Raw genomic sequence first — 16,263 nt, forward strand, 5'->3', positions numbered from 1 at the left:
CCCCCTCAGACGTCGCACGGTCCTTGCCGGGCGCCGCTGCCACCGAGGACCGGTGCAGCGGCCGCACCGTGCTGGAGTGATACCGCACTCGGCGGCCCGTCAACCGTCCCGGTGACCGGATCGTGGCGGAACGTGACCGGAACGGGCCCGGGGGCGGCCGCCGGGCCTTGGGCGACGTGGACACGCCCCGGCTCGGTACCATGCACGGTGCAGCGGTTTGCTGCACCACGGTAGCCAGAACGTCAGGAGAGACCGGTGACGGACGTCCGGATCATCATCAACCGCGAACCCGATCGGGAAGAGCGCGTGGTGACCACGGGCACTACGGCCGCCGAGCTCTTCGCCGACGACCGCGCCGTGATCGCCGCCCGGGTCGGCGGCCAGCTCAAGGACCTCGCCTACGCCGTCCAGGACGGCGACGAGGTCGAACCCGTCGTGATCTCCAGCCCCGACGGCCTCGACATCCTGCGGCACTCCACCGCCCACGTGATGGCCCAGGCCGTCCAGCAGGTCTTCCCCGAGGCCAAGCTCGGCATCGGCCCGCCCGTCCGCGACGGCTTCTACTACGACTTCGACGTCGAGCGGCCGTTCCAGCCGGACGACCTCAAGGTCATCGAGAAGCGCATGCAGGAGATCATCAAGCGGGGCCAGAAGTTCTCCCGCCGCGTGGTCACCGACGAGGCCGCCCGCGAGGAGCTCGCCAAGGAGCCCTACAAGCTCGAACTGATCGGCCTCAAGGGCTCCGCCGCCACCGCGGGCGAGGGCGCGGACGTCGAGGTCGGCGCCGGTGAACTCACCATCTACGACAACCTCGACCCGAAGACCGGCGAACTCTGCTGGGGCGACCTCTGCCGCGGCCCGCACCTGCCCAGCACCCGGCACATCCCGGCCTTCAAGCTGATGCGCTCCGCCGCCGCGTACTGGCGCGGCAGCGAGAAGAACCCCATGCTGCAGCGCCTCTACGGCACCGCGTGGCCCACCAAGGACGAGCTCAAGGCCCACCTCGACTTCCTCGAGGAGGCCGCCAAGCGCGACCACCGCAAGCTCGGCAACGAGCTCGACCTGTTCTCCATCCCCGAGCAGATCGGCTCCGGCCTCGCCGTCTTCCACCCCAAGGGCGGCATCATCCGCCGCACCATGGAGGACTACTCGCGCAAGCGGCACGAGGAGGAGGGCTACGAGTTCGTCTACACCCCCCACGCCACCAAGGGGAAGCTGTTCGAGACCAGCGGCCACCTCGACTGGTACGCCGACGGCATGTACCCCCCCATGCAGCTGGACGAGGGCGTCGACTACTACCTCAAGCCGATGAACTGCCCGATGCACAACCTGATCTTCGACGCGCGCGGCCGCTCCTACCGCGAACTGCCGCTGCGCCTCTTCGAGTTCGGGACGGTCTACCGCTACGAGAAGTCCGGCGTCGTGCACGGCCTGACCCGGGCCCGCGGCTTCACCCAGGACGACGCGCACATCTACTGCACCCGCGAGCAGATGGCCGACGAGCTGGACCGCACGCTGACCTTCGTGCTGGACCTGCTGCGCGACTACGGCCTGAACGACTTCTACCTGGAGCTGTCCACCAAGGACCCGGAGAAGTTCGTCGGGTCGGACGAGGACTGGGAGGAGGCCACCGCGGTCCTCGCCAGCGTGGCCGAGAAGCAGGGCCTGCCGCTGGTGCCGGACCCGGGCGGCGCGGCCTTCTACGGCCCGAAGATCTCGGTGCAGGCGCGCGACGCGATCGGCCGGACCTGGCAGATGTCGACCGTGCAGCTCGACTTCAACCTGCCGAACCGCTTCGACCTCGAGTACACCGCGGCGGACGGCTCGCGGCAGCGGCCGGTCATGATCCACCGGGCGCTGTTCGGCTCGATCGAGCGCTTCTTCGCGGTGCTGCTGGAGCACTACGCGGGCGCGATGCCGCCGTGGCTGGCCCCGGTCACCGTCACCGGCATCCCGATCACCGACGAGCACGTGCCGTACCTGCTGGACGTGGCGGCCGAGCTGAAGAAGCACGGGATCCGGGTGGAGGTCGACACCTCGGACGACCGGATGCAGAAGAAGATCAGGAACGCCCAGAAGACCAAGGTGCCGTTCATGCTGATCGCGGGCAACGACGACGTCGAGGCGGGTGCGGTGTCGTTCCGCTACCGCAACGGCGAGCAGAAGAACGGCGTGCCGAAGGCCGAGGCGATCGCGGAGATCGTCGAAGCGGTGCGCAGCCGGGTGCAGGTCTGATCCCGTTAGGACGGGCGTGAGGTGCGGGGCGGACTCCTTCGGGACTCCGCCCCGCACTGCTCTGTTCGTGGGCCGTGGCGCTTATGCTGGCGGGCATGACGAGTGAGCCGGAACTGCAGCGGGGCGTGGGGGAGCCGGACGGCTTCCGGCGCCTGTGGACACCCCACCGGATGGCGTACATCCAGGGCGAGAACAAGCCCACCGGGCCGGCTCCCGACGACGGTTGTCCGTTCTGCTCGATCCCGCAGCTGAGCGACGAGGAGGGGCTGATCGTCCAGCGCGGGGAGTCGGTGTTCGCTGTGCTGAACCTGTACCCGTACAACGGCGGGCACTTGATGGTGGTGCCGTACCGGCACGTCGCGGACTACACCGAGCTGGACGGGCCGGAGACGGCGGAGCTCGGGGAGTTCACCAAGAAGGCGATGACGGCGCTGCGGGCGGCCTCGGGGGCGCACGGGTTCAACATCGGGATGAACCAGGGGGCGGCCGCGGGGGCGGGGATCGCCGCGCACCTGCACCAGCACGTGGTGCCGCGCTGGGGCGGGGACACGAACTTCATGCCGGTGGTGGGGCACACCAAGGTGCTGCCGCAACTGCTGGCGGACACCCGGAAGATGCTGTCCGAGGTGTGGCCGGTCTGACGGAAGCGTTCAGGGGCGTGCGGGAGGGTTCCCGCACGCCCCTGCTGCTCGTTCGGGTGGGGTCGGTCAGCCGGCGTCGTACTTGTCGGCGCGGTAGGGGCGGGAACCCTGGATCTCGCTGCGCAGGATGTTGGAGCGGTTGGTGAAGCGGTCGGTGGCGACGTCGTGCTCGTCGAGGAACTCGATCACGGCGGCGTGGATGATGCCGACGACGGGGCGGGGCAGGTAGATGGTGTCGTCGGACTTGTAGCGGCTGTTCCAGGTGGGGTCGGCCCAGGCCTGGCGCAGGCAGAAGGGTTCGGGGAAGGCGATCGAGCCGCCGAGCCACTTCAGCAGGCTGGGGATCTTGTGGAAGGGGGCGCGGACCGCCTGCCGGACCACCTCGTCGTCGTTGACGACCGCGAGCTGGACGGTGCGGGTCTCCCAGAACCGGAAGGTCTTCGGGACGTCCTTCTCGGGGACCTTCGGCTTGCTGGTGAAGTAGCCGTTGATCGGGCCGAGGGTGTGCGGGGTGACGTGGATCTGCAGGTTGCGGGAGAGCACCATCACGTTGATGACGATGGTGGCGACCAACTGGCCCTTGTGCAGGACGAACTGGACCGCGATGCGGTGCCGGGTGTCGGTGCCGAGGCTCTGCTTGCTGGCGAGTTCCTGGACGGCGAAGTCGCGCATCCGGTCGCCGTCCATGTCGGGGCCGGAGGGGCGGCCGATCTCGTCGGCGCCCTCGCCGATGTCGAGCACCACCCAGTGGCTGATCTGCGGGCGGGGCAGGCCGCCGTTGGGGACGTCGCTGGCGGTGAGGCCGGAGAGGCGGTCGGCGATGCGGCGGGTGAGGTCGGCGACGTGGAAGGTCCGGAAGTCGTCGTGGCCCTCGGCGGGGCGGAGGTCCTCGGTCATGGACCACTCGGACCAGCGGGCGCCGATGCCGAGGATGCCCTTGGGTCCGGCGTAGTGCTGGATGTTGGTGGCCTGCTCGGTGGTGAGGCGGTCCAGGGCGGCCTTGAGGGCGTTGGCCTTCTTGTCCAGGTGGTCCTTGGGGACGGCCTTGGGCACGACGGCGGCGACGGGGCTGCCGCCGACCAGGTCCCCCCAGCGGGCGCGCTGCTCCATGACGTCGGCGACCACGGTGCGCTTGGCGAGGTACCAGCCGAGGACCGGGCCGAGCATGACCACCCGGAAGTAGAGGCCGGGCAGGCCGCCGAACGGCGGGCGGACCAGCAGCAGCGCGGTCAGGCCGAGGGCGAGCAGCAGGGCGAGGGTGCCGACGAAGCCGTCCCGGGCGGCGGACTTCTTGGCGCCGAGCCAGGCGCGGGCCTGGTAGGCGGCGAGCCAGACCAGGGTGCCGGGGAGGAAGAGGACGCCGAAGAGCAGGCTGAGGCCGGCCAGTTTGCGGTCGCGGGCCTCGCGCAGGTCCTGGGCGGCGAGGCAGTGTTCGACGACCATGCGGACGTCGGTGCCGTGCGAGGGGACCAGGGGCTTGCGGTCGCCGCCGAGGGTGCGGTCGATCAGGGCGCGGCTGAAGGCCTCGCCCGCGCTGGGGCGGAAGAGCGCGAACTTGCCCTTCTTGACCGTGACTCCGGGGAGGACTTCCAGTTCGGTGTACTCGCCGGTGCGGTACGCGGCGGAGGAGAACGCCTGGGTGACCGCGGTCTGGTTGCCGACGTCCGTCCGCGGTACCTGCGCGCCCGGCGTCATGTCGAGCTGAGTCACCTGTGCAGCTCCTTCTCCCCTGATCGATCTGCGGCAGGGTACCGCGCGGGGGCCGGGCCGTGCGGATCATCGGCTGATTCCGGGTCACATATCGGCCGCGTGCGGTGGTTTCGGGGTGATGCTGCCCCGTGGGGGCGGGTTCGACGCCCCCGGTTTGTGGTAGGGCGCCGCGGGGGTGGAGGATCACCGGCATGACGAGTGCGTACGCACCGGGCCCGGTGCTGGTTTTCGACGGCGATTGCGCGTTCTGCTCCAGCTGCGTGCGGTGGGCGGAGCGCTACCCGCGGCAGAGCCTCTCCTCGGCGGGGTGGGAGGCGGTGGCGTGGCAGTTCGCGGACATGGCGGCGCTGGAGGAGTTCACCGGCGGGGAGGTGACGGTGGAGCGGGCCACCCGGGAGGTGCTGTGGGTGACGCCGGACCGCAAGGTGTACGGCGGGGCGCAGGCGGTGGCGCGGCTGCTGATGCGTTCGGGCGGGCTGTGGGCGTGGGCCGGCGGGGTGCTGGCGCTGGCGCCGGTGCGGCCGGTGGCGGACGTGGTCTACCGCTGGGTGGCGAGGAACCGGGACCGGATGCCGGGCGGCACCCCGGCGTGCGCGCTGCCCCGGCGCTCGTAGCGGTCGCGGCGGGGGTTCAGCCGCCGGTGTGCCGCGCGGCGAGGTGGGCGGGCATCGGGGCGTGCCGCAGGTAGCTGCGGGTGAACCGGCCGGTTCCGTGCGACAGCGAGCGCAGGTCGAGCGGGTAGCGGGTGAGTTCGAGTTCGGGGACCTCGGCCCGGACGAGGCTGAGGCCGGGGCCGCCGATCTCGGTGCCCAGGACGTGGCCGCGGCGGGCGGACAGGTCGGTGAGGACGGCGCCCTGGTACTCGTCGGGCAGGAGCACGCGCACTTCGTCGACGGGTTCGAGGACCTCGACGGCGGTGTGTTCGGCGGCCTCCTTGAGGGCGAGGGCGGCGGCGGTCTGAAAGGCGGCGTCGGAGGAGTCGACGGAGTGCGCCCTGCCGTCGGTGAGGGTGACCCTGACGTCGGTCATGGGGTGGCCGTGCAGGCCCTGGGCGAGCTGGGCGCGGACGCCCTTCTCGACGGCTGGCACGAAGTGCCGGGGCACGGCGCCGCCGACGACGCGGTCGACGAACTCGAAGCCGCCGCCGGGCAGCGGTTCGACGGCGAGGTCGCAGATCGCGTACTGGCCGTGGCCGCCGGACTGCTTGACGTGGCGGCCGTGGCCGGTGGCGGGGGCGGCGAAGGTCTCGCGGAGGGCGACCTCGTAGGGGACGGTGTCGACGTGGACGCCGTGGCGGGTGGTGAGGCGGTCGAGGGCGACGGCGAGGTGGGCCTCGCCGGTGCACCACAGGACGAGTTGGCCGGTGTCGGGGTTCTGTTCGACGCGCAGCGCCGGGTCCTGGGCGGAGAGTCGGCCGAGGGCCTGGGAGAGCTTGTCCTCGTCGGCCTTGGAGCGGGCCCGGACGGCGGTGGGGAGCAGGGCTTCGGGCAGCGGCCAGGGGGGTAGGGCGGTGCTGCCGGTGGTGAGGGTGTCGCCGGTGCGGGCGGTGGTGAGCTTGGTGACGGTGGCGAGGTCGCCGGCCACGGCGTGCGGGACGGGGCGCAGCTGGTGGCCGAAGGGGGAGTGCAGGGCGGTGAGGCGTTCCTCGGTGCCGTCGGGGAGGTGGGCGGTGGTGTCGGGGTGGAGGGTGCCGGAGAAGACCTTGAGCAGGCTGAGGCGGCCGAGGTAGGGGTCCTCGCCGGTGTGGACGACCTGGGCGGTGAGGGGGGCGTCGGGGTCGGCGGCGGGCAGCTCGTCGGTGCGGTCGGCGGGGGAGGGGAAGGCGTCGGCGAGCAGGTCGAGCAGGGCGTCGCAGCCGGTGCCGTCGGGGGCGGTGGCGAGGACGGGGTGCAGGGTGCCGGCCAGGAGTTCGCGGCGCAGTCCGGCGGTGAGGGCGGCGGTGTCGAGCGGGGCGCCGTCGAGGTAGCGGGCCAGCAGGGTGTCGTCCTCGCCGGCCAGGGCCTCGACCAGGCGGGCGCGTTCGGCGTCCAGGTCGGCGTCCGGGCCGGGGGCGTCCCCGGGGGTGCCGTGGGTGCGGCCGGTGAGCAGGTCGGTGAGGCCGTGCAACCGGCCGTCGCGCAGGTCGACGTGGTGCAGGAGGCGGACGGTGTCGGGGGTGCCGAGGGTGTCCTGGAGCAGGCGCAGGACGTCGTCGAGGCGGACGCGGGCGGTGTTCAGGTGGGTGAGGACGATCGCGCGGGGCAGCCGGGCGTCCTCGCACTGCCGCCACAGGGCGCGGACGGGGCGGGGGACCTCGGGGTCGGCGGCGGAGTGGACGAACAGGGCGGCCTCGGCGGCGCGCAGGGCGGCCTGGAGCTCGCCCGCGAAGTCGGCGTAGCCGGGGGCGTCGACCAGGTTGACCTTGAGGCCGCGCCAGGGCAGGGGGAGCAGGGCGAGCTGGACGGAGCGCTGCTGCTGGTGCTCGATGTCCTCCCAGTCGGCGGCGGTGGTGCCGTCGGGGACGGTTCCGGCCCTGGTCAGGACGCCAGCGGTGCGGGCGAGCGCTTCGGCGAGGGTGGTCTTCCCGGCTCCGCCGGCCCCGACCAGGGCCACGTTGCGGAGCCGGTCGGGTCGGTCGGCGGGCGGTGCGGGGGTGTGGGCCGTCCGGTCCGGCATGGTTGGCCTCCTGCCGCTCGATCAGCGTGGATACCATTGTCCAGCCGGGCGGGTCCATTCGCGCGGCCGCCCGGCGGGCGAGCGGTCCGCGGGTGCCAATCCGAGGAGCGGAGCGGACCGGAAGGCCATGCTCAACAAGTACGCGCGTGCCTTCTTCACACGTGTCCTCACCCCGTTCGCCGCGATGCTGCTGCGGTGGGGTGTCAGCCCGGACGCGGTCACGCTGATCGGTACGGCCGGGTCGGTGGCGGGCGCCCTGGTGTTCTTCCCGCGCGGGGAGTTCTTCTGGGGCGTGATCACCGTCACGCTGTTCATCTTCTCCGACCTGGTGGACGGCAACATGGCCCGCCAGGCGGGTCGCTCCAGCAAGTGGGGCGCGTTCCTGGACTCGACGCTGGACCGGGTCGCCGACGCGGCGATCTTCGGCGGCCTGGCGATGTGGTACGCGGGGGGCGGGAACGACGACCTGCTGTGCGCGGTGGCGATCTTCTGCCTGGCCAGCGGCCAGGTGGTGTCGTACACCAAGGCGCGCGGCGAGTCGCTGGGCTTCCCGGTGAACGTGTCGGGGCTGGTGGAGCGGGCGGAGCGGCTGGTGATCAGCCTGACCGCGGCGGGGGTCGCGGGCCTGCACACGTTCGGGGTGCCGTACGTCGAGTGGCTGCTGCCGGTCGCCCTGTGGGCGGTCGCGGCGGGCAGCCTGGTGACGGTGGCGCAGCGGATGCTGACGGTGCGCCGGGAGTCGGCGGAATTGGAGGCGGCGGCCGCCGCCGAGGGGGTCAAGTGAGGGAACGGTTGGTCGACGCCGCCTACGCGGCGGGCTGGGCGGGGCTGAAGCACCTGCCCGAGCCGGTGGCCCGGCGCCTGTTCGACGTCATCGCCGACACGGCGTGGCGGCGGCAGGGCAAGGGGGTGCGGCAGTTGGAGGCCAACCTGTCGCGGGTGCACCCGGACGCGGACGGGATCCGGCTGCGGGAGCTGTCCCGGGCCGGGATGCGCTCGTACATGCGGTACTGGATGGAGTCGTTCCGGCTGCCGACCTGGAGCCGGGAGCGGATCGCCGGCGCCATAACGGTGAAGAACCTGGAGCTGCTGAACGAGGCGATGGCGGCCGGGCGGGGCGCGGTGCTGGCGCTGCCGCACATGGCGAACTGGGACCTGGCGGGGGCGTGGATCGCCTCGGCGGGCGGGCACCCGTTCACCACGGTCGCGGAGCGGTTGAAGCCGGAGTCGCTGTTCGACCGGTTCGTGGCGTACCGGGAGAGCCTGGGCATGGAGGTGCTGGCGCTGACCGGCTCCCAGGTCTCGGTGGTGGGGACGCTGGCGCGGCGGCTGCGCGAGGGCGGGCTGGTGTGCCTGGTGGGCGACCGGGACCTCTCGGAGGCCGGGATCCAGGTGGACTTCTTCGGCGAGCCGACCCGGATGCCGGCCGGTCCGGCGGCGCTGGCCCAGCGGACGGGGGCGGCGCTGTTCCCGGTGTCGCTCTGGTACGACGGGGCGATGCTGCGGGCGGAGGTGCACCCGGAGGTGGTGCCGTCCGGGGAGGGCACCCGGCAGGAGCAGACCGCGGCGATGACCCAGGCGATGGCGGACGTGTGGGCGGGCGCGATCCGTGAGCACTCGGTGGACTGGCACATGCTGCAGAAGCTGTGGCTGGCCGACCTGACCCCGCGGAAGGCGGAAGCGTGAGGATCGGCGTGGTGTGCCCGTACGACTGGGACGTCCCGGGCGGGGTGCAGTTCCACATCCGGGACCTGGCGGAGCACCTGATCCGGCGGGGGCACGAGGTGTCGGTGCTGGCCCCGGCGGAGGACGAGGAGGCGCTGCCGCCGTACGTGGTCTCGGCGGGGCGGGCGGTGGCGGTGCCGTACAACGGGTCGGTGGCGCGGCTGAGCTTCGGGATCCTGTCGGCGGCGCGGGTGCGGCGCTGGCTGCGCGAGGGCCGGTTCGACGTGCTGCACGTGCACGAGCCGAACTCGCCGTCGCTGTCGATGCTGGCGGCCTGGGCGGCGTCCGGGCCGATGGTGGGGACGTTCCACACCTCGAACCCGCGCTCGCGGGCGATGATCGCCGCCTCGCCGATCCTGCAGCCGGGCCTGGAGAAGATGTCGGGCCGGATCGCGGTGTCGGAGTACGCCCGGCGCACGCTGGTGGAGCACCTGGGCGGCGACGCGGTGGTGATCCCGAACGGCGTGGACGTGCGGTTCTTCGCGGACGCCGAGCCGGACCCGCGCTGGCAGGGCGGGGCGTCGGCGGGCGGGCCGGGCACCATCGGCTTCATCGGGCGGATCAACGAGCCGCGCAAGGGCCTGCCGACGCTGCTGGCGGCGCTGCCGCGGATCCTGGCCGAGCGCCCGGGCGTGCGGCTGCTGGTCGCCGGCAAGGGCGACGAGGAGGAGGCGGTCGCGGGCCTGGCGCCCGAGGTGCGGGCCCAGGTCGAGTTCCTCGGCATGGTCTCGGACCGGGACAAGGCCCGGCTGCTGCGCTCGGTCGACCTGTACGTGGCGCCGAACACCGGCGGCGAGTCCTTCGGCATCATCCTGGTCGAGGCGATGTCGGCGGGCGCCCCGGTGCTGGCCAGCGACCTGGACGCGTTCCGCCAGGTGCTGGACGGCGGCGCGGCCGGGGAGCTGTTCCCGGTGGAGGACGCGGACGCGCTGGCGGCCTCGGCGCTCAAGCTGCTGGGCAGCCCCGACCGGCTGGCGGCGCTGCGCGCGGCGGCCTCCCGGCACGTGCGGCGCTTCGACTGGGAGACGGTCGGCGCCGAGGTGCTGTCGGTGTACGAGACGGTGACCGACGGGCGTCCGCCGGTGGCCGAGGTCGAACCGTCCGACCGCCGTTCGCGTCCGAGCCGTTGACCCGCCCCGAAGTGTCGACCCGTCCCGAGCCGTTGACCCGTCCCGTCCGGAAGAGGTAGCCCCGCATGCCGCTGATCACCGTCGACCACACCGACCGGCTCGCCGCCGCCTTCGACCGGCGGGGCTTCGGCCTGGCCCTGAACCGGCTGGCGGCGGAGCTGCTGGACGCCACGCCGGCGAAGTGCAAGACCAGGTTCCGGCGCACCGAGGAGAACGTGGTCGGGGCGGACGCCGACACCTTCGCGCTGGTCGCCGTCAAGGTGGAGATCTTCCCGGGGCGCAGCGCGGAGGCGAAGGCGGCGTTGGCCGAGGCGGTGCTGGAGGCGCTGCCCGAGTACCTGGGGCCGGACGCCGGGCCGGTGCAAGTGGCCGTCCAGGTCGAGGAGTTGGACCACCTCGCCTACCGCTCGACGGTCCTCGGGGTCTGAGCCGGTACCGTAGCGCCCCGTGGCTACCTGGATCTGGGCCGTTGCGGCCGTCGTGCTGTTCGCCGTCTACCTGAGCTGGACGGCGGGCAGGCTGGACCGGCTGCACGCCCGGATCGACGCGGCCCGGGCCTCGCTGGACGCCCAGCTGCTGCGCCGTTCCGCGGTGGCGGTGGAGCTGGCGACCTCCTCGCTGCTGGACCCGGCGGCGTCGATCCTGCTGCTGGAGGCGGCGCACGCGGCCCGGCAGGCCGAGTCGGAGCAGCGCGAGGTGGCGGAGAGCGAGCTGAGCCTGGCGCTGCGGGCGGTGCTGGACGAGCCGGAGCAGGTCGCGGCGCTGCGGGCGGCGCCGGGCGGCGAGGAGGCGGTGCGGGACCTGGTGGAGGCGGTGCGCCGGGTGCCGATGGCGCGGCGCTTCCACAACGACGCGGTGCGGGCGGCGCGCGCGGTGCGCGAGCACCGGCTGGTGCGCTACTTCCGCCTCGCGGGGCGCGCGCCGTTCCCGTTGGCCTTCGAGATGGACGACGAGCCCCCGGCGGCCCTCACGCCCGAGGGCGCTCCCGCGTAGGCTGAACCCGTTTCCTGCCGCAGCCGGGTCGCTGGCCTGATTGTCGTATGTCGGGGACGGCCCTGGACCATGTGGCGCATGGGTCGGCGGGCCTCCGGGCCTACGATAGATCGATAGCACCGGTTCATCCCTGAGTGAGGTCTTACGTGTCCACCACCCCCACTTCCGCTGAGCAGCCCCAGGTCGGCACCGCCCGGGTCAAGCGCGGCATGGCCGAGCAGCTCAAGGGCGGCGTGATCATGGACGTGGTCAACGCCGAGCAGGCGAAGATCGCCGAGGACGCCGGTGCGGTCGCGGTCATGGCGCTGGAGCGCGTTCCCGCCGACATCCGCAAGGACGGCGGCGTGGCCCGGATGTCCGACCCGAACATGATCGAGGAGATCATCGGCGCCGTCTCCATCCCGGTGATGGCCAAGTCCCGGATCGGCCACTTCGTCGAGGCCCAGGTCCTGCAGTCGCTGGGCGTCGACTACATCGACGAGTCCGAGGTCCTCACCCCGGCCGACGAGGTCAACCACTCCGACAAGTGGGCCTTCACCACCCCCTTCGTCTGCGGCGCCACCAACCTGGGCGAGGCGCTGCGCCGGATCGCCGAGGGTGCGGCCATGATCCGCTCCAAGGGCGAGGCCGGCACCGGCAACGTGGTGGAGGCCGTCCGCCACCTGCGCCAGATCAAGAACGAGATCGCCAAGCTGCGCGGCTTCGACAACAACGAGCTGTACGCCGCCGCCAAGGAGCTGCGCGCCCCGTACGAGCTGGTCCGCGAGGTCGCCGAGCTCGGCAAGCTGCCGGTCGTGCTGTTCTCCGCCGGTGGCGTGGCCACCCCGGCCGACGCCGCGCTGATGCGCCAGCTCGGCGCCGAGGGCGTCTTCGTCGGCTCCGGCATCTTCAAGTCGGGCGACCCGGCCAAGCGCGCCGCCGCCATCGTCAAGGCCACCACCTTCTACGACGACCCGAAGATCATCGCGGACGCCTCCCGCAACCTGGGCGAGGCCATGGTCGGCATCAACTGCGACACCCTGCCGGAGACCGAGCGCTACGCCAACCGCGGCTGGTAAGCGCTCCACGCGTCCGGCCCGCCGTGCGAGTTCCCGGCACGGCGGGCCGCTGCGTGGCGTCCGGGCCCTGTAGTTCGAGAACGAAGAGGTAGTGAGACCGTGAGCACCCCCACCATCGGCGTCCTGGCCCTGCAGGGCGACGTCCGCGAGCACCTGGTGGCGCTGGCCGCCGCCGACGCGCTGGCCCGGCCGGTGCGCCGCCCGGAGGAGCTGGCCGAGGTGGACGCGCTGGTGATGCCCGGCGGCGAGTCCACCACCATCTCCAAGCTGGCCGTGCTGTTCGGCCTGATGGAGCCGCTGCGCGAGCGGGTCGCGGCCGGCATGCCGGTGTACGGCACCTGCGCGGGCATGATCATGCTGGCGGACAAGATCCTGGACGGCCGGGACGACCAGGAGACCGTCGGCGGCATCGACATGACCGTGCGCCGCAACGCCTTCGGCCGGCAGAACGAGTCCTTCGAGACCGCCATCCCGTTCGCGGGCCTGGGCGACCCGGTCACCGGCGTGTTCATCCGCGCCCCCTGGGTCGAGGCGGTCGGCGCGGGCGTCGAGGTGCTCGCCGAGGTCCCGGCCGCGGACGGTCCGGACGCCCGGATCGTCGCGGTGCGCCAGGGCAACCTGCTGGCCACCTCCTTCCACCCGGAGCTGACCGGCGACCACCGCGTCCACGAGTACTTCGTCCGGATGGTCGAGGCCGCGGCGCGCTGAGCGCCCCGGGCGGCGCGGTGACCGTGTGCCACCTGATGGTGCGGCACCGGTAGGATCTCCCCTGTTCATTTCCCATTGGCGACGAAAAGGAGCTGGCGATGTCCGGCCACTCTAAGTGGGCTACCACCAAGCACAAGAAGGCCGCGATCGACGCCAAGCGCGGCAAGCTCTTCGCCAAGATGATCAAGAACATCGAGGTGGCGGCCCGCACCGGCGGCGGCGACCCGGCCGGCAACCCGACGCTCTACGACGCCATCCAGAAGGCGAAGAAGAGCTCCGTCCCGATCGACAACATCAACCGCGCCGTCAAGCGCGGCTCCGGCGCGGAGGCCGGCGGCGCCGACTACTCGACGATCATGTACGAGGGCTACGGCCCCAACGGCGTGGCCGTGCTGATCGAGTGCCTCACCGACAACCGCAACCGCGCCGCCTCCGACGTGCGCGTCGCGATGACCCGCAACGGCGGCAGCATGGCCGACCCGGGCTCGGTCTCCTACCTGTTCAACCGCAAGGGCGTCGTGATCGTCCCCAAGGCCGACGGCGTGGACGAGGACAAGATCCTGGACGTCGTGCTGGACGCCGGTGCCGAGGAGGTCAACGACCTCGGCGAGGCCTTCGAGGTGATGTCCGAGGCCACCGACATGGTCGCGGTCCGCACCGCGCTGGTCGACGCGGGCATCGACTACGACTCCGCCGACGCCAACTTCGTCCCCAGCATGCAGGTCGAGCTGGACGCCGAGGGCGCCCGCAAGATCTTCAAGCTGATCGACGCGCTGGAGGACAGCGACGACGTGCAGAACGTCTTCGCCAACTTCGACGTCTCCGACGAGGTCATGGCCGAGCTGGACGCCTGAGTCCGCTCCGGCAACCCCGCCCGGCGGCCCGCTGGTGGCCGCCGGGCGGAGGCGTGTCCGGGACCGGTTGTCGGTGGCCGGGGGTAACCTGCGCAGGTCGGAGAGAGGCGGGGCCGTGCGAGTGCTGGGTGTGGACCCTGGGCTGACCAGGTGCGGCGTCGGGGTGGTCGAAGGGCTGCCCGGGCGGCAGTTGGCGATGCTCGGCGTCGGCGTGGTGCGCACGCCCGCGGAGGACGAGATCGGTCCGCGGCTGCTCGCCATCGAGCAGGGCCTGGAGTCCTGGCTCGACCGGTACGAGCCCGAACTCGTCGCGGTGGAGCGGGTGTTCGCCCAGCACAACGTGCGCACCGTGATGGGCACCGCGCAGGCCTCCGCGGTCGCCGTGCTGTGCGCGACCCGCCGCGGCATCCCCGTCACGCTGCACACCCCCAGCGAGGTCAAGGCCGCCGTCACCGGCTCCGGCCGCGCCGACAAGGCGCAGGTCACCGCCATGGTCACCCGCATCCTGCGGCTCGACGCCCCGCCCAAGCCCGCCGACGCGGCGGACGCCCTGGCCCTGGCCATCTGCCACATCTGGCGCGGCGGCACCACCAACCGCCTGACCGCCGCGATCAAGGCCCACGGCCCGGGCGGCGGTTCCTGGCACGGCGCGGCGCCGGGCCGCTCGCGCAGTTCCCCGCGCCCCTGACGGGCTCGGCGCACGGCAAGCATCGGAACCATCGAGAGGAACGACTTCACCATGATCGCCTTTGTGCAGGGGCCGGTTGCGGTGGTGGGGGCCGGGGTGGCCGTGGTGGAGGTCGGCGGGGTGGGGATGGCTGTGCAGTGCACGCCGACCACGCTGGCGACGCTGCGGGTGGGGGAGGTGGCCCGGCTGGCGACCTCGCTGGTGGTCCGGGAGGACTCGCTGACGCTGTTCGGCTTCGTGGACGACGACGAGCGGGCGACGTTCGAGGTGCTGCAGGCCGCGCCCGGGGTCGGGCCGAAACTGGCCCAGGCGATCCTGGGGGTGCACTCGCCGGAGGCGCTGCGGGTGGCGGTCGCGGGCGGCGACGAGAAGGCGCTGATCGCGGTGCCCGGCATCGGCAAGGCGAAGGCGGCCAAGCTGCTGCTGGAGTACAAGGACAAGCTCGGCGCCCCGCACGGCACCGTCCCCGCGCAGAAGCCGATCGCCTCCGGTCCGGCCCCCTGGCACGAGCAGTTGCACTCCGCGCTGGTGGGCCTGGGCTACGCTCCGCGGGAGGCGGACGAGGCGGTGGCCCGGGTCGCGCCGGACGCCGAGGCGCAGTCCGTGCCGGACGTGGGCGCCCTGCTCCGGCTGGCCCTGCGCGGCCTGAACCGGGCCCGCTGAACAGCGCCGAAGCAATGTGACGACACGTCACCAAGTCGACATGGAGAGCGGTTTCCCGATGAACCCGTACGAGTCCGACCCCGCCGACCGCCTGGTGACGGCGTCCGCCGACGGTGAGGACCAGGCGGTGGAGGCCGCGCTGCGGCCCAAGCTGCTGGAGGAGTTCATCGGGCAGGAGCGGGTGCGCGAGCAGCTCTCGCTGGTCCTGCAGGCGGCCCGCAAGCGCGGCGCCGCGCCGGACCACGTGCTGCTGAGCGGCCCGCCCGGGCTGGGCAAGACCACCCTGTCGATGATCATCGCGGCCGAGCTGAACGCCCCGATCCGGATCACCTCCGGCCCGGCGATCCAGCACGCGGGCGACCTGGCCGCGATCCTCTCCTCGCTGACCGAGGGCGAGGTGCTGTTCCTCGACGAGATCCACCGGATGTCCCGGCCCGCCGAGGAGATGCTGTACATGGCGATGGAGGACTTCCGGGTCGACGTGATCGTCGGCAAGGGCCCCGGCGCCACCGCGATCCCGCTGGAGCTGCCGCCGTTCACCCTGGTCGGCGCGACCACCCGGGCGGGTCTGCTGCCGCCGCCGCTGCGCGACCGGTTCGGTTTCACCGGCCACATGGAGTTCTACGCCCCGGCCGAGCTGGAGCGGGTGGTGCACCGCTCGGCGGGCCTGCTGGACGTGGAGATCGACCCGGCGGGCGCGGCCGAGATCGCCGGGCGCTCGCGCGGCACGCCGCGGATCGCCAACCGGCTGTTGCGCCGGGTGAGGGATTTCGCGCAGGTCCGGCACGACGGCCTGGTCACCCGGGAGATCGCCGCGCAGGCGCTGGAGGTCTACGAGGTGGACGCCCGCGGCCTGGACCGGCTGGACCGGGCGGTGCTGGCGGCGCTGCTGAAGCTGTTCGGCGGCGGCCCGGTGGGCCTGTCCACGCTGGCGGTGGCGGTGGGGGAGGAGGCGGAGACGGTCGAGGAGGTGGCTGAACCTTTCCTCGTCCGGGAGGGCCTGCTGGCGCGCACCCCGCGCGGGCGGATCGCCACCGCGGCGGCCTGGCAGCACCTGGGGCTGACCCCGCCGCAGTCGGCGCGGGCGCCGAAGGCGGCGCCGGGCGGGCAGCAGAACGGGCTGTGGGTCGAGGGCCAGGCATGACGCGGCCGCCGCGCGGGAGGTTCCGGGGATAACTCCGGCGCCTTATCGGGAGTTTATGT

At 72.7% G+C, this 16,263-nt stretch carries 16 protein-coding genes; 14 read left to right on the plus strand and 2 right to left on the minus strand.

Annotated elements, in window-relative coordinates; genetic code table 11:
• Positions 1–255 precede the first annotated feature (255 nt).
• The gene (thrS, locus tag ACFY00_RS19425; RefSeq protein ID WP_388032720.1) at positions 256–2,235 is read left to right on the plus strand and encodes a threonine--tRNA ligase; all 1,980 of its coding nucleotides are present in this window, start codon (positions 256–258) and stop codon (positions 2,233–2,235) included.
• An 83-nt stretch (positions 2,236–2,318) separates the two neighbouring features.
• Positions 2,319–2,876, plus strand: coding sequence for an HIT family protein (locus ACFY00_RS19430; RefSeq protein WP_388032787.1), 558 nt, complete (start codon positions 2,319–2,321; stop codon positions 2,874–2,876).
• Positions 2,877–2,942: 66 nt separating this feature from the next.
• Here the strand turns inward: ACFY00_RS19430 and ACFY00_RS19435 are convergent, their stop codons facing one another.
• Positions 2,943–4,586, minus strand: coding sequence for a hypothetical protein (locus tag ACFY00_RS19435; RefSeq protein ID WP_388032721.1), 1,644 nt, complete (start codon positions 4,584–4,586; stop codon positions 2,943–2,945).
• Between the two features lie 191 nt (positions 4,587–4,777).
• Between ACFY00_RS19435 and ACFY00_RS19440 the strand changes: the two genes are divergently transcribed.
• Positions 4,778–5,200: a thiol-disulfide oxidoreductase DCC family protein gene (locus ACFY00_RS19440; protein ID WP_388032722.1), complete on the plus strand. Its 423-nt coding sequence runs from the start codon at positions 4,778–4,780 to the stop codon at positions 5,198–5,200.
• Between the two features lie 16 nt (positions 5,201–5,216).
• Here ACFY00_RS19440 and ACFY00_RS19445 read toward each other — a convergent pair whose 3' ends face one another.
• On the minus strand, positions 5,217–7,241 hold the full coding sequence (locus tag ACFY00_RS19445; protein ID WP_388032723.1) for an elongation factor G: 2,025 nt from the start codon (positions 7,239–7,241) through the stop codon (positions 5,217–5,219).
• Between the two features lie 127 nt (positions 7,242–7,368).
• Here ACFY00_RS19445 and pgsA point away from each other — a divergent pair, with 127 nt between their 5' ends.
• The 11 genes from pgsA (at position 7,369) to ruvB (ending at position 16,204) form a co-directional block, all read left to right on the plus strand.
• Entirely contained in the window at positions 7,369–8,025 is a 657-nt protein-coding gene (gene pgsA, locus ACFY00_RS19450; protein ID WP_388032724.1) for a phosphatidylinositol phosphate synthase, read from the plus strand.
• Positions 8,022–8,927, plus strand: a complete 906-nt coding sequence (locus ACFY00_RS19455) for a phosphatidylinositol mannoside acyltransferase (protein ID WP_388032725.1) — start codon at positions 8,022–8,024, stop codon at positions 8,925–8,927. The genes pgsA and ACFY00_RS19455 overlap by 4 nt, the downstream gene beginning before the upstream one ends.
• Positions 8,924–10,096 (plus strand): glycosyltransferase family 4 protein, encoded by a 1,173-nt coding sequence (locus tag ACFY00_RS19460; RefSeq protein ID WP_388032726.1) that lies wholly within the window; start codon positions 8,924–8,926, stop codon positions 10,094–10,096. The genes ACFY00_RS19455 and ACFY00_RS19460 overlap by 4 nt, the downstream gene beginning before the upstream one ends.
• A gap of 65 nt (positions 10,097–10,161) precedes the next feature.
• Positions 10,162–10,524 (plus strand): isomerase, encoded by a 363-nt coding sequence (locus tag ACFY00_RS19465; protein ID WP_388032727.1) that lies wholly within the window; start codon positions 10,162–10,164, stop codon positions 10,522–10,524.
• A 19-nt stretch (positions 10,525–10,543) separates the two neighbouring features.
• Entirely contained in the window at positions 10,544–11,089 is a 546-nt protein-coding gene (locus ACFY00_RS19470; RefSeq protein ID WP_388032728.1) for a hypothetical protein, read from the plus strand.
• Positions 11,090–11,235: 146 nt separating this feature from the next.
• Positions 11,236–12,147 carry a pyridoxal 5'-phosphate synthase lyase subunit PdxS gene (gene pdxS / locus ACFY00_RS19475; protein WP_285738255.1) on the plus strand — a complete coding sequence of 304 codons (912 nt, stop codon included), beginning with the start codon at positions 11,236–11,238 and terminating at the stop codon, positions 12,145–12,147.
• Between the two features lie 99 nt (positions 12,148–12,246).
• Positions 12,247–12,855 (plus strand): pyridoxal 5'-phosphate synthase glutaminase subunit PdxT, encoded by a 609-nt coding sequence (pdxT, locus tag ACFY00_RS19480; protein ID WP_388032729.1) that lies wholly within the window; start codon positions 12,247–12,249, stop codon positions 12,853–12,855.
• Positions 12,856–12,953: 98 nt separating this feature from the next.
• Positions 12,954–13,709: a YebC/PmpR family DNA-binding transcriptional regulator gene (locus tag ACFY00_RS19485; RefSeq protein WP_388032730.1), complete on the plus strand. Its 756-nt coding sequence runs from the start codon at positions 12,954–12,956 to the stop codon at positions 13,707–13,709.
• A gap of 115 nt (positions 13,710–13,824) precedes the next feature.
• Positions 13,825–14,397: a crossover junction endodeoxyribonuclease RuvC gene (gene ruvC, locus ACFY00_RS19490; RefSeq protein ID WP_388032731.1), complete on the plus strand. Its 573-nt coding sequence runs from the start codon at positions 13,825–13,827 to the stop codon at positions 14,395–14,397.
• A gap of 51 nt (positions 14,398–14,448) precedes the next feature.
• Positions 14,449–15,060, plus strand: a complete 612-nt coding sequence (gene ruvA / locus ACFY00_RS19495; protein ID WP_388032732.1) for a Holliday junction branch migration protein RuvA — start codon at positions 14,449–14,451, stop codon at positions 15,058–15,060.
• Between the two features lie 40 nt (positions 15,061–15,100).
• Positions 15,101–16,204: a Holliday junction branch migration DNA helicase RuvB gene (ruvB, locus tag ACFY00_RS19500; protein WP_388032733.1), complete on the plus strand. Its 1,104-nt coding sequence runs from the start codon at positions 15,101–15,103 to the stop codon at positions 16,202–16,204.
• Positions 16,205–16,263 lie beyond the last annotated feature (59 nt).

This window comes from Kitasatospora sp. NPDC001540, from assembly GCF_042894345.1.
Lineage (GTDB): Bacteria > Actinomycetota > Actinomycetes > Streptomycetales > Streptomycetaceae > Kitasatospora > Kitasatospora phosalacinea_C.